General features: G+C 39.3%; 12 protein-coding genes. 8 read left to right on the top strand and 4 right to left on the bottom strand.

What is annotated here, in order from left to right; genetic code table 11:
- Positions 1-26 precede the first annotated feature (26 nt).
- The 7 genes from I6F53_RS09305 (at position 27) to I6F53_RS09275 (ending at position 7,736) form a co-directional block, all read left to right on the top strand.
- A complete protein-coding gene (locus tag I6F53_RS09305) occupies positions 27-1,598 on the top strand; it encodes a sugar porter family MFS transporter (protein ID WP_197175037.1) in 1,572 nt (523 codons plus the stop codon).
- Positions 1,599-1,609: 11 nt separating this feature from the next.
- Entirely contained in the window at positions 1,610-2,389 is a 780-nt protein-coding gene (locus I6F53_RS09300; RefSeq protein WP_024594147.1) for an SDR family NAD(P)-dependent oxidoreductase, read from the top strand.
- A gap of 1 nt (position 2,390) precedes the next feature.
- On the top strand, positions 2,391-3,374 hold the full coding sequence (locus I6F53_RS09295) for a hypothetical protein (protein ID WP_197239334.1): 984 nt from the start codon (positions 2,391-2,393) through the stop codon (positions 3,372-3,374).
- 123 nt (positions 3,375-3,497) lie between these two features.
- Entirely contained in the window at positions 3,498-4,925 is a 1,428-nt protein-coding gene (locus tag I6F53_RS09290; protein WP_197239331.1) for an NAD-dependent succinate-semialdehyde dehydrogenase, read from the top strand.
- Positions 4,926-4,935: 10 nt separating this feature from the next.
- Complete coding sequence (locus I6F53_RS09285) at positions 4,936-6,099, top strand: mandelate racemase/muconate lactonizing enzyme family protein (protein ID WP_024594150.1); 1,164 nt, start codon at positions 4,936-4,938, stop codon at positions 6,097-6,099.
- An 18-nt stretch (positions 6,100-6,117) separates the two neighbouring features.
- Positions 6,118-7,125, top strand: coding sequence for a 2-dehydro-3-deoxygalactonokinase (locus I6F53_RS09280; RefSeq protein ID WP_197239328.1), 1,008 nt, complete (start codon positions 6,118-6,120; stop codon positions 7,123-7,125).
- Entirely contained in the window at positions 7,116-7,736 is a 621-nt protein-coding gene (locus I6F53_RS09275; protein WP_197239327.1) for a 2-dehydro-3-deoxy-6-phosphogalactonate aldolase, read from the top strand. The genes I6F53_RS09280 and I6F53_RS09275 overlap by 10 nt, the downstream gene beginning before the upstream one ends.
- A 102-nt stretch (positions 7,737-7,838) precedes the next feature.
- Here I6F53_RS09275 and I6F53_RS09270 read toward each other — a convergent pair whose 3' ends face one another.
- From I6F53_RS09270 to I6F53_RS09260, 3 genes are all read right to left on the bottom strand, one after another.
- Complete coding sequence (locus I6F53_RS09270; protein ID WP_165739260.1) at positions 7,839-8,573, bottom strand: FadR/GntR family transcriptional regulator; 735 nt, start codon at positions 8,571-8,573, stop codon at positions 7,839-7,841.
- A 68-nt stretch (positions 8,574-8,641) separates the two neighbouring features.
- Positions 8,642-9,379, bottom strand: a complete 738-nt coding sequence (locus I6F53_RS09265; protein ID WP_149605834.1) for a FadR/GntR family transcriptional regulator — start codon at positions 9,377-9,379, stop codon at positions 8,642-8,644.
- Positions 9,380-9,551: 172 nt separating this feature from the next.
- A complete protein-coding gene (locus tag I6F53_RS09260; protein ID WP_197239326.1) occupies positions 9,552-12,383 on the bottom strand; it encodes a TonB-dependent receptor in 2,832 nt (943 codons plus the stop codon).
- A gap of 189 nt (positions 12,384-12,572) precedes the next feature.
- Between I6F53_RS09260 and I6F53_RS09255 the strand changes: the two genes are divergently transcribed.
- A complete protein-coding gene (locus I6F53_RS09255; protein WP_197239323.1) occupies positions 12,573-13,334 on the top strand; it encodes a 2-keto-4-pentenoate hydratase in 762 nt (253 codons plus the stop codon).
- Between the two features lie 99 nt (positions 13,335-13,433).
- Here I6F53_RS09255 and I6F53_RS09250 read toward each other — a convergent pair whose 3' ends face one another.
- A complete protein-coding gene (locus I6F53_RS09250) occupies positions 13,434-14,162 on the bottom strand; it encodes an NUDIX hydrolase (RefSeq protein WP_166419481.1) in 729 nt (242 codons plus the stop codon).
- Between the last annotated feature and the right edge of the window lie 81 nt (positions 14,163-14,243).

Raw genomic sequence — 14,243 nt, 5'->3', positions numbered from 1 at the left:
ATAAAAATAAAACTAAGGGTAATACATTGAAAGACACACACACACAATCAACAAAAGCAATTAAGTACTCCCTCATTGCAGCATTTGGCGGATTTGTATTTGGCCTAGACGCGGCCAATATATCGGGGGCGTTACGCTATGTTAGTTCGCAGTTTGAGCTAACCAGTTTACAAACAGGTAATGTAGTGGGTTGCGCCATTGTTGGCGTAATCATCGCATTATTTTTTACAGGTACTTTATGCCAAAAATTTGGTCGTAAAAAGGTACTTATTGGCATTGCTTTAACATATTCACTCTCTACGGTTATTTCTGCTTTTGCGGTAAGTTACCCCATGCTGGTTGTTGGACGCTTTATAGGAGGGGTCGCATTTGCCTCCATAACCGTCTCAGCCATGTATATTGGTGAAATTGCACCCGCTAATAAACGCGGCCAATTTGTATCAGTTAATCAGTTGCTTATAACGTTAGGTAGTTTATTTGCGTTTGTTGTTAATTACTTTTTTGTTAAAAACATGGGCTCAATTGAATGGTTAAATGAAGCCAATATTTGGCGTTATATGCTTGGCTTTGAAATTGTGCCTAATATTATTTGGTTTTCGTTATTAATGACGATTCCTGAATCGCCGCGCTGGTTAATGAGCAAAAAACGTGATGAAGAAGCACGCGCTGTATTCAAAGGTATGGGGATCAATAACGCCGATACCGAAATAGTACTTAATGATATTAAAGCAACCATTCAAGAAGATTCAAAAAACAGTGCACTAGAGCAACTTAAAGTATTGTTTAGTAAGCCTATGCGTTTTGTTGTGTTACTTGCTGTATGTTACGCAGTAGTGCAGGGCGCAACCGGCATGAACGCCGTACTGTTTTATGCTCCTACCGTGTTTGAGCAAATAGGTATGAGCGTCGAAAACTCTTTTTTACAAACAATAGTACTTGGTGCGGTATCTGTATTATTTACATTGGTCGCCATATTCTTTGTTGAAAAACTCGGCAGAAGAACATTAACAATTACCGGTTTGCTGCTTATTGCTGTTGCGCATGTATCAATTTGGTATGGTTTTGAAAATGCCACCTACTCACTCAACAGTGAAGCAATAACCAAAGTTGCAGAGCAAAAAGTAGATATTACAAAGCTGCACGTTTTCGAAAATAAAATATACAGCACTGATGTTGCGCTAAAAGCAGATTTAGCCACTATTTACAGTAAAAAAGAGCTACCAGTTGTTACCGGTGCAATTATTAATGCTTCTATAAATATTAGTCCTGCGTATGTTTTATTTGGATTATTCGCATTTTTAGCCGCCTTTAATATGTCGATAGGGCCAATAATGTGGGTGATATTCTCGGAGATATTTTCAAGCCGAGTACGCAGTGTTGCGTTACCCTTTGCCGCCTTAGTACAGAGTATTTCTAGCTGGAGTATTCAGCAGTTTTTCCCTTGGCAATTAGAGAACATGGGCGCAGCAAATACGTTTTTATATTACGGAGGCGTCGCTATTGTAGGCTGCATTGTTATGGCATTCATACTTCCCGAAACTAAGGGCAAGTCTATTGAGGCCATTGAACGCGATTTGGTCCCTGGGCTCAATAAATAAGGAATATAACTATGTCATCACGATTATTAAACGAAGTTGCTATTGTCACTGGCGCAGCCGATGGAATTGGAAAAACAGTAGCACGCGTATTTTGTGAGCAAGGCGCTAAAGTGTGTGTTGCTGATATAAATAAAGAAATGGGTGAAAGTGTTGTAGCAGAGCTAAAAAGCAAAGGGTTTGATGCTATTTTTGCTCATACCGATATTAGCGACGAAACGGCTATAAAAAACATGGTTGAAAAAGTAGTTAATGAGCTCGGCAAGCCCAGTATTTTAGTTAATAACGCGGCTTTAATTAGCCCTGGGCGAAACGTAGATGACGTTACTCCACAAATGTGGCGTGATAGCTTTGCGGTTAATGTTGAAGGTATGTGGCAGTGTGCTGTAGCCGTACTTGAGCATATGAAAGAGTTAGGCCGTGGCAGCATTATAAATGTAGGTTCTGTGCATTCTTATAAAATTGTACCTGGGTATTTTCCGTATGCGGTAACTAAGCATGCGGTTATAGGGCTAACTAAAAACTTGGCCGTTGAATACGCAAAGCACAACATACGAGTAAACGCATTGTGCCCAGGCATGATAGAAACACCTATGGCGTTTAAGTCATGGGAGCAAACAGACGATCCGCAAGCTTCACGCAAAGCAATGGGCGATGTACATCCTCTAAAACGAAATGGAACAACTGAAGAAATCGCTTACCCAGCCGTGTTTTTAGCCAGTTCAGATTCGAGTTTTATGACCGGGCAAAGCTTAATCATTGATGGTGGCCGCTCTGTAATTTATCACGATTAAAGTGCTTAACTTAACACACTGTAAGGCTCATGGTTTTGAGGCTATTTTGCTAAAAAATAGTGAGCTTGCTGTTACAGTCATTCCTCAGTTGGGTGCAAAAGTCATCTCTATTGTAAGCTTAAAACACAATAGAGAGTGGCTTGCTCACGATAAACAAATCACTTTAAAACCTGCAAAAAACAATGATTTCTCTGAGCATGATAACGGTGGTTGGGATGAATGTTTTCCGGGTATTTCTCCTCAGCTGTACGAACATATCCCCAATAAAACGCATTTTTCACACGATCATGGTGAATTGTGGTGCCAAGCATGGCAAATAACTAATACCCATATTAGCGATGAAGAAATAATACTTAGCTTACAAGCTGAGGTTTTTGACTCTACTTTTACATTTATAAGAACGTTTACCTTAAAAAAACACAGTAAGCGGCTGCTTGTTGATTACCACGTAAAAAATAACACAACTCACAATCTCCCTTTTGTTTGGTCAGCGCATCCTATTTTTGCCATAAAACCAGAGATGCGTATTTTAATAAATAACAAACATGTGGAGTTTAAAGTTGATGAAGGGCTGAGTCGTTTTTATAACGCTAATAGTGCCTTTATTAATTGGAGTGAGTGCTTAACTAAAGTCCCGCCGCTAAATAAAGTTATGCCCTATAACAGTGGTTTTGCAAGTAAGGTTTTTAGCAAACACTTAAATACGGACACTCATAAAGATCAAAATATAATTGTAAAACTGGTTGATGATAAAGCTCAGCAAAGCTGCGGGTTTGAATTTTCATCAACAAACATAAGTCACTTAGGGCTTTGGTTTAATTACAATGGTTGGTCTGCCAATGAGCAGCTACCCCCTTTTGTACTTGGGATAGAACCTTGTATAGGCAATAGCGATTCTTTACACAAAGCCATGGCGAGTGAAGAGGAAGGGTTAATTAAAGGCAATGCTCATAAATCTTGGCATATGAGTTTTTTTGTTAACTAAATGTATTTTGTGTTTGCTCAATCAAACATCATATGTTTAAATAGTTATTATGTATTAAGGCCTGTGTGTCTTACTTTAGTCATTTAGCCCTTAGGGTGTTGTAGATAATAATGGAGCGACAGAATGCTTTCTAAACAACTGTATATTGGTGGAAAATTAATAACGAGTGACGCAACGACCGAAATTATTAATCCTGCAACACTCGAAGTTGTAGGCGAAATTTCGGCTGCAGGTATTAATGAAGCAAACATGGCCTTAGAGTCTGCGCAAGAAGCATTTTCAAGTTGGTCAACAACGCCTGCAACAGAGCGTGCTCAATGGATGCTTAAACTGCGTGATGCAGTAATTGCAAACGAGCAACACTTACGTGAATGCGTACATTTAGAAATGGCTAAACCATGGCAGTCAACCGCTGACGACTTTCAAATGTTAGTTGATAGCCTTAATTTTTACGCTGATGCCATTGTTAATATCGCCGATGAAGAATTAAAAGATAATGAAGGTACGCACAGCCACGTTCTTTCGCGTGAGCCTGTTGGTGTAGCGGCTGCATTTTTAGCATGGAATTTTCCATTATTAAATTTGGCTTATAAATTAGGGCCTGCAATGGCTGCGGGTTGTCCGCTTGTAGTAAAACCGTCAAGCAAAACGCCTTTGTCTGCTTATGCTGTAGGCGAATTATGTGAACAAATCGGCTTGCCAGCAGGTGTGGTTAACATACTTTCGGGCACTGATAGCACCGTAGGCGATGCCATTTCAGCGTCAACTATTCCCTCTGTACTTACTTTAATTGGTTCTACTAATGTGGGTAAGCATGTAATTGCAACAGGTGCTACGTCAATCAAGCGTTATTCAATGGAGCTTGGTGGTAATGCACCTGCCATTGTATGTAGCGATGCGAATTTAGATAACGCAGCCGATGTGATTTGTGGCGTTAAGTTTGCCAACGCAGGGCAAATTTGTGTTACCCCAAATCGTGTATTTGTACACGAAAGCGTTGCTGATGAATTTATTGAAAAAGTACTTACTCGTGCAAAAGTAGTAAAAGTTGGTTTTGATAAAAACGAGGCCATTGATATGGGCCCTGTTATGGATGCTAGCTCATGGCAACGTATTGATGAACTAGTTAAAGATGCACAGCAAAAAGGCGCTAAATTACAATTAGGTGGTAAAAAACCTACAGGCGTTAATGGGTATTTTTACGAACCAACCGTACTTACAAGTGTAGATTCGAGCATGAATCTATACAAAGACGAAATATTTGGCCCTGTTATTAGTATTATTACGTTTAGTGATAACGAACAGGTACTTAGCGATGCAAATGACACGGACGCTGGTTTAAGTTCATTTATTTTTAGTAGTAACGAAGAGACTATTTCTTACTTTGCAAAACATTTACGCTTTGGCGAAGTACAGGTTAACGGCATTAAATACAGCATTAATTTACCTCATTTTGGTATTAAGCAATCGGGCGTGGGTGTTGATTGTTCGTTGTTAGCTTTAGATGACTACCTTGCATATAAACGTGTTTCTCGCGCGTTAAAGATTTAAGGAACAGACTATGAAAATCACACAAATTATTAGCCACGTTTTACAGTACGACCTAGAAGAAGAACTTGGTTATTCGCAGCAGTATTACGCTAAACGTACCGCACATTTAGTTGAAGTTCGTACCGATATAGGTATTACAGGTTGGGGCGAATGTTTTGGCGGTGGCGGCGTTGCGTTTGCCAATAAAACAATTGTTGAGCATGTAATTCAACCCATGATTTTGGGCATGGATCCACTCGACAGAGAAGTGATTTGGCATAAAGTTTATAACTTACTGCGCGATCATGGCCAAAAAGGCATGCCTATTCAGTCTTTATCTGGTGTAGATATTGCTCTGTGGGACATTGCAGGTAAATTTTTAGATCAACCCGTTTATAAGTTACTAGGGGGGGCTTTTAGAGACCGCATTCCAGCTTATGGTTACGGCATGATGCTACAAAAATTTCCAAACCTGGAAGAGCGCTTTACCGAAGAAAGCCAACGCATTAAAGAAATGGGCTTTACGGCCATGAAAATGAAAATAGGCCTTTCGCCAGACCGCGATATAAAGCTTGTTGAAGCTGTGCGTAAAGGTATTGGCCGCGATATGCGCCTAATGGTTGACGCTAACCATGCATATACAGCGCGCGAAGCTATTCCGCTAGGTCGAGAGCTGCAAAATTTAGGCGTGTACTGGTTTGAAGAACCGGTTGCACCAGAGGATCATCAAGGCTATCGCGATTTATGTGAAGCACTTGATATGAGCATTGCCGGTGGCGAAGCAGAATTTACTCGCTGGGGCTTTAGAGACTTAATTAAAAACCGCTGCGTTGATTTACTCCAGCCAGAAGTGTGTGCGCTCGGTGGTATTACCGAATATCAAAAAGTATTAGCTATGGCACACGCGCATTTTGTGCCTGTTATAAACCATGTATGGGGCTCGGCTATTGCGGTAGGTACTAATCTACATTTATTAGCTGCGTTACCTGATTTACCAGGTGCTGCACACCCAGTACAACCAATGCTTGAGTACGATACAACGCCAAACTTATTTAGAGAGCAGTTATTGCAAGAGTCTCTAAATATTAACGAGCAAGTTAAAAATAACAACGGAACTGTTGCGCTACCACAAGGTCCAGGCCTTGGTATTGAGCCCGACCTTGATTTTATTAAACATTATGAAGTATCAATTTAATAAATAAGGGCAAGGCTTATGAGCGATAACAAAAGCAACTTACCAGCATTAATTGTGGTTGATTGGGGAAGCTCTAACTTTAGAGCTTTCTTAGTCGATGGCAAAGGCAGCATTTTAGATACTGTTAATGGTGAGCAGGGCGTACTTTGTATTAAAAATGACTGTTTAGAAACCGTATTACTTAGTTATATATCAGGCTGGTTATCAAAGCATAAAATGCCGATTATTATGGCGGGTATGGTAGGCGGTGCTATAGGTTGGCAAGATACAGGCTATGTAAATGCGCCAGCTAATCTCGACAGTATGAGTGTAAAGCTTTGTAAAGCAAATAATAAAGCCGGCTTACAAATTAGTATTGTGCCGGGTGTTAAATACGTTATGGAAAATAATGTATGCGATGTAATGCGCGGTGAAGAAGTACAAGTATTTGGCGCTGTATTAGATGTAGAGCAAACAGCGGGTGAGCTAAGTAATCAAACCTTAAGTGAGACTATGTTTTGCCTACCCGGTACTCACTCTAAGTGGGTTCAAGTTGCAAAAGATACTGACCAAAAAACCGTTATTACAAGTCTTAGTACGTTTATGACCGGCGAAATGTTTGATTTATTGACTAAACAAAGCATTTTAGGTGAAGGGCTAGAGTCACTAGATAAAACACCAACAGATATGCCAAGTTTTTTAAAAGGCGTTGGTGTTAGTCAAGTTCAGAGCAGTTTATTAAGTGCATTATTTAGTGCGCGTACTTTAAAGCTAGATAAACAATTAACGCTGCAAAACGTACCTAGTTACTTATCTGGTTTACTTATTGGCGCTGAGCTTGCGGGTATTAAAAGTAAGCTAAACGACATTAAGCATGTTTATTTAATTGGTAACTCAAGTTTAAACACTCTCTATTGTGAAGCATTAAAAGAACTCGGCTTCACTTCTTCTATTTTAAACAGTGCTACGGCATCTACTAAAGGCATGTTTACACTAGCTGTACAGGCCGGTCTTTTAACTAAAAAGGAAACTCAATTATGTCATTAATTACGTTAACTCATGCTATGAAGCAACTACCACTGATTGCTATTTTACGCGGTATTACACCAAATGAAGTGCTTGATTATGCAAAAGTACTTATTGATATTGGTTACCGCGTTATTGAGGTGCCACTTAATTCTCCTGAGGCATTAAAAAGTATTAAGTTATTAAGTGATAAATACGCAGATATAGCCATTATTGGCGCGGGCACGGTTGTTACTAAAGAGGAAGTTGATCAGGTGATTGAAGCGGGTGGGCGTATTATTATATCGCCGCATAGCGATGTAGAGGTGATCCGTTATAGTAAATTAAAAGGATTGTACAGCGTACCAGGGTTTTATACACCCACTGAAGGTTTTGCTGCACTGCATGCTGGTGCCGACGCGCTTAAGTTATTTCCAGCAGATACAGCTGGCCCAAAAGGCTTAAAAGCAATTACAACGGTGCTTTCTAGTATTGATATTTACCCTGTGGGCGGTGTATCGCCTCAAAATCAGGACGAATTTGTTAATGCAGGGGCAACTGGTTTTGGTTTAGGAAGCGGCTTGTATAAAGCCGGAATGGGTTTAGAAGAATTTACGACTAATGCTAAAAATTATGCTGAATATTATCTTTAATTAATTTTTAATAAAATTGCGATAAAACGTTGTTGTGCTTGCATCGCTACTCATCATTCCTCTCACAATAAATGATGAGTTAGCGGTGCTATTTAAAATAAATTAAATATCCATTAACTTAGCTAAATTTGATTTAGCATCAGCTAAAAGCTTTTCTGTAAGGGCTTGTGCTTTTTCGCTATTACCGGTGGCAATAGCATCAAATACTTCTCGGTGAAACGGAATAGAAGCATGATTACTTTGTGCACTTTGGTTTGTTACTTTAATACTCACAAGCAACGCTGAAAAAATAACGCATTCCATCGAAATAAATAGCTCATTATGAGAAGCGCGTAAAATAGCGCCATGAAAATGCGCATCAGCAATAACAAACTTATCTAAATCGCTTACCGAGCTTTGCATTTCATTTAATGCATCTTCAATGGCTTTAATATCTTCAGGCTCTGCGCGAAGCGCTGCAACACTGGCTGCTTTGGGCTCAAATGCTAAACGAAATTCCATTAATTGAGTTAAAAACTCAGGATTAAGTGGTGCGCTTAAATGCCACGCAAGAACATCATCGTCAAGCAACGCCCAGTTATCACGGGTTTTTACGCGAGTGCCAATGCCTCTGCGTACATCTAAAAGCCCTTTACCAACAAGAATTTTTACTGCATCACGAACAACAACTCGACTTACTTGAAAACGTTCAGCTAAACGGTTTTCATCATCAATCAGTGTGCCAGGAGTATATGTGCCAGCAACAATTCTACGGCCTAATTCTTTAGCTACCTGTACCGGTAAGCTAGGTGACATGGCACTGCTGCGTCTTAGATCGTAGTATGTTAATTCGCTCATAGTATCTTAGTGTCCGTATTATTTATTTATACGTACTATTTATATGAATTTGCGACAATAAACAATGGCTATTTGTTATTTACTGTCGCAGAAAGACGAAAGCTGGCATCTTTTAGGAGTTTTTCGGTGAGGAATTCGGCTTTATCGCCATCTTTTGCAGCAATGGCTTCGTACACTTCACGATGAAACGGAATAGATGCACCGTTATCGCGCGGGTCTTTATTTGTTACTTTAATACTAACTAAAAGTGCAGAATAAATAACGCCTTCCATAGAAGCTAAAAAGCTATTTTGCGCTGCTTTTATAATGGCCTTATGAAATAAAGAATCAGCAATAATAAAATCTTCTGCGCTGTTATCTGTTTTAGCCATGCGCTCGCATGCGGCTGCAATTTCAATTAAATCCTCAGGGCGCGCACGTTCAGCTGCCCAACGTGCTGCTTTTGGCTCAAAGGCTAGGCGCACGTCCATTAATTGCTCTAAAAATTTACGATTAGGTGGTGCTGATAAATGCCATGCTAATACGTCATCGTCTAGCATATTCCATCTATCACGAGGTAGTACACGCGTACCAATACCTCTGCGTACATCAAGTAGGCCTTTGCTTACTAAGATTTTTACCGCGTCGCGTACTACTACGCGGCTTACTTGGTAGCGTTTAGCGAGTGCATCTTCATCATCAATTAAACTGCCGGCTTCAAATGATCCAGACACAATGCGTCTGCCAATTTCTTTAGCCACTTGAACAGAAAGGCTTGCTGCCATTCCTGATGTTTGTTTTAGGTCGTAATATATAAGTTCGCTCATATCTTTAATATAAACATATTATGTTTGACTGGTCAATGTAATGTGCACAAAATAGGGGGAGTGGTAACTAATTTTAATCGCTGCTTATATGTTTAAAAGTGACATAGTGGGAATATAATAAAGATCGCTGATGAGCGATCTTTATAGCAATTTGGGTTATTTCAATAAAGCGTTAAAACTTAGCGCGTATACCTATACGGTAACGCGGACCAGTATATTGGGTATTAATAACGCGCTCTTTTACATCGGCATATTGATAGGTACGTTCATCAGTTATATTTATTGCTTCGCCTGTTAGCGTAAAGTTATCGTTAACCGCATAAGACATACTAAAGTCGAGCTGACCATAAGCCGCAGTATGCTCTGGTAATCCACCACTGCGTATACCTGCTCGGCTACTTAAAAAGTCATCTCGCCAGTTGTAGGCTAAACGCGCTTGAAATGCATTTTTGTCGTAGTAGGCAACAATGTTATAAGAGTTTTCGGCAAATCCCTCTAATTTATCACCTGGGTCGGTGACACCTGGAAGCTCTATTTTTTGTGTGTTTTTATTTGTAGTATCAGCCCATGTATAGTTTGCTTGCACACCTAAGCCATTTAAAAAGCTCGGTAAATAATCCATATTATGTTGTACAGCAAGTTCTACTCCAGTAATTGAGCCGCCTGATTGGTTTTGTTTAGTATTAATAGTTTCGTTTACATTGCCGTATCCATCAATACTTACTGATGAATCAACATATTGCGACCCATCCCAAATATCAGGCGTATTATCTAGATAAGTTATTTGTGCAATTGTGCTAGATATATCCTTTTTGAAAAAGTTAACCGCGTAAGAATCGCCGCTATCACTATAATATTCAAAAGATAAATCGTATTGATTAGCTTTATAAGGTGCTAAATAAGGATTGCCACCTGTTTGAGAAAAGCTACCTGCTTGCATATCGGTATACGTTGTTTGTACGCCAATGTCGTCAATGGCAGGGCGCGACATAACTTTAGCCGCTGCGGCTCTTACCAATAAGTTATCACTTAAATTAATACTAAAATTAGCGCTAGGTAGCCAGTTAGTGTAACTGTTTTTGGCTTTAAGGCTTCCTGAGTCTGTGTAATCAACAACTAATAAAGGTTGGCCATTATCAAGCTCGCCCGTATAAGCTAGGCGCCTTTTTCCGTAACCACTTGAGCTTGTATCCGTTTTTACATAACGGACTCCCACATTACCGCGCCAATCGTAATCACCAATTAAGCCGCTGAGATTAAACTGCGAATAAGCACTTATTTTCTCTTCGGTGACGCTTGATGATGCGATTTCGTTATATTGCTCGTTTGGCCAATTTGGATTTTTGGTCATATCACGAATAGCGCTATGGTATTTATTTATATCAGCAAACAAAAAGTCACGCGGAAAATTACCCGGCTCACTACTTAAAAAATCTGAATAGGGACTTGCTGAAAATATGTCATCAGGCATATCTCTAAGTTCGCCACAAATATCGGCATTCGGTGCCACTAAACCACAGTTATCTTCATGGAATGTTTCAAAGCGATCTCTTACTTTTTCGCGATCTGAATACGCAATACCAAAATCGATTGAATCTAAGGTTAGGCTTTCAGCGAACTCTAAATCGAGTAGGTATTTCCCTTTTGTTTGCAGCTCCGTAATCGTGTCTTCTAATTCGTAATGTGAAACTTGATTCCAATGTGCTCTCACGCTTGTCGGCGAAGCATAATCAATGGTTGTGTCTAAATTAACGGTATCAGTGTTTCTAAAATCAAAATTTAAACTGTCGTTTCGCTCTGGTGAAATATAATTAGGAACTAATAAGTCGCTCCGCGGCGTTGATTTTGATGTTGAATGGCTTATATCAAACTCAAGCGTTAATACATCAAATTCTTTTACAGAATTAAATCCAAATGCCTGTGTTTTTGATTTTGACTCCAGCTCTTGAAATAAACCATCAATTCTAAAATCAACATTTTCACCGGTTCCGCCCAGTGTTTTACCCGAAAACTTAGTGCCTGATAAAATAGTACCATTGTCAGATACAACCACATTTCGCCAATTAGGATACTGTAAACCGGCTTGCAAACCTTGAGTTTGAGTTTCTACTGAGAGATCCGTATACATGTAATCAAAGGTATTGGTAAAGCTTGAATCTGGTGCCCACTGAAAACTGGTATTAATGCCAGTACGTTCGCGATGCTCTTGCCCTAATGCATATTCAATTCGCCCGGCATGGCGAAGCATAGTTGGTGTAACCACATTGCCATCTAAATTATGAATGTCGCCTTCAATAACACCCGGCTCATTATTGAGTAATAACCAACGGGTTGTACCCATTGAATCGTATCGGTTATCACTTTTTTGTTGTGAAAGGGCAATATTAAAACCAAATGTTTCATCAGCAAACGTATTGCTAAATAACGCAGAGTATTCAGGACTCGTCTCGCCAGAAAGCTCACTGTATTTAGCATTTATAGAGCCCAACACATGCAATCCGGGGTTATCTAAAGGGCGTGCTGTTTTAACATTAACATAAGCACCAATACTCCCTTCAGGCGTTTTAGCGGTAGGAGACTTGACTACATCAGCACCCGATATTAGCTCTGCTGCTAATACTTGAAAATCAAACGAGCGACCAATTTCAGAGGTGGCTAATGTGCGCCCGTTTAATGTCACAACGTTAAATTCTGGACCAAAACCACGGACGGTTATTTTTGATCCCTCACCATTTACACGGTTAATTGAAACACCAGGAACACGTTGTAAAGACTCAGCCACATTTTGATCGGGAAACTTACCAATATCCTCAGCAACAATACTATCTTGAACACTATCGCTGTAACGTTTTAGAGATGATGCGGCCTCGAGACTTGAACGAACACCCGTTACAACAATGACTTCAGTATCGTCTTTTACTTTATCGTTTGTAGCAGCTTGAGCAAATGAACAGCTTGAGAGAGCGGCTAAAACACCGAGTGCAATTTTTTTCTTTGAACGCATAGTGATCTCCATATATTTGTGTGTCGTGTCGTCAGATAAAGTTCAACCTTTGAGAGTTTCCTCACTTAACAAGAAGTAAATTCGCAAAAGAATAACGTTCGACAAATCTAAACATCATATGTTTAATTGTCAAGAACACTGTTATTATTGCTATGCAAATTACTTTCAATAGCAAAAAAAGGAACTACAGTGGATAACTCAATCTTGCTTGAACATATCGCTAAGCATTTACTAAATAAAAGAGAGCAAGGCATTGCGATACCTGACTTATCATCAGATATAACGCTTAATTCTATAGACGAGGTTTTAGCAGTTCAGAAGTTGATGATTAAGCTAAATAACCAAAAAGTGTATGGTTGGAAATGTATGCTTCCATCAGGTGATGGCACGATTACTCTCGCGCCGCTTTTGCATGCACCGGTTAAATCTATGGAACGTTGTGCTCTTTTTACAAAAAATAATAAAGCGCTCATTGAGCCAGAAATTGCATTTGTGCTAAACAAAGACCTAGCAAGCTATGAAGAATATAAAAATGAGGAAATAGATAATGCCATTGGTAGCGCCCATTTAGCGTTGGAGCTTATTCAGAACAGATTTCCAGAGGGTTATCAAGCAACACACTATGAAAAATTGGCCGATGGATTATCTAATCAAGGTGTATATTTAGGCCCTAAAGTAGACGTTAAAAAAGCACATGAGAGCAGTGATATAAATATTGATGTTAAACAGGGCGAAGATTTACAAAGCTATGCAGGGAAGCATCCTGCAGGTTTGCCGCAACTTCCTTTATATTGGGCTATTAACTTTTTAACGGCAAATGGGTTTGAATTAAAAGCAGGCCATATTTTTATTACCGGCTCTTATAACGGTCTAATGCAATTAGATATAAATAAAAAAACATCAATAAAGTACGAAGATTTAGGAGAGATTACAGTCGAATTTTCATGTTGATACACTGAGGTTCTGTAGGTTAGCAAACGCTTTTAAATTACGTTGTACAGCTAACCTACACGTGTATTTTGGTTTTACGGTATACAAAAATTAAATTATTTAAAACTCAAATGTAAAACCAAACTCTCTTAATTTTTCATATACGTTTATATCAAAACGGTACAAAGTAGCAGCTCGGTGGGCTACGTTGGTTTGTTTTTCTTTGCAGTTTATTAGTAAGTTCATTTTTTGAAACTTACGTCTGAAGTTAGGCTTATCGAGTGACTTATTTAAAATCGACTCGTAAATTCCTTGTAGCTCAAGCAGGGTAAATTTTTCTGGGAGTAAGCTAAAACCGATAGGCTCGTGCCTTACTTTATAACGTAAGTAATCAAGGCCACTTTTTAAAATGTCGGCGTGGTCAAACATTAAACTAGGGACGTTATTTACATCAAACCATTCACACTCTACAGCGTTATCGCCACTCACAAGATTGGTTTCTTCAAAGCGTACGAGCGAGTAGTAAACAATAGTTATAATACGCCTAGCGGGGTAGCGGTCTACGTTACCAAATGCACCTAACTGATCTAAGTACAGGTTTTCAACACCGGTGGTACTTTTAACAACACGCAGAGCTGCAAGGTCTAAGTTTTCGTCTTTTCGAACCCAATGACCAATTAAACCCCATTGGCTTGTTGCAAGACCGCGATTATATTTAACCAGCAGCACTTTTAACTTACCTTCATGAATAGCAAATACAATATTATCTACGGTTAGATTACTAATGCAGTCATCAGGAATCGATTCTTCGTCAATATTGTTAGAAATATTTGATGTTTTATGGTGCATAAATTACTCAGCCAATGCTATACATACATATTGTTATAAAGACTATTAAGAGTATATAAAAGGCGCTTAAAGCGCAAATAA

Origin of the sequence: Pseudoalteromonas sp. SWN29, from assembly GCF_015864465.1 — a bacterium.
Lineage (GTDB): Bacteria > Pseudomonadota > Gammaproteobacteria > Enterobacterales > Alteromonadaceae > Pseudoalteromonas.
The sequence above is the reverse complement of the archived record's forward strand: the minus strand, read 5'-3'. Positions and strand labels throughout refer to the sequence as shown.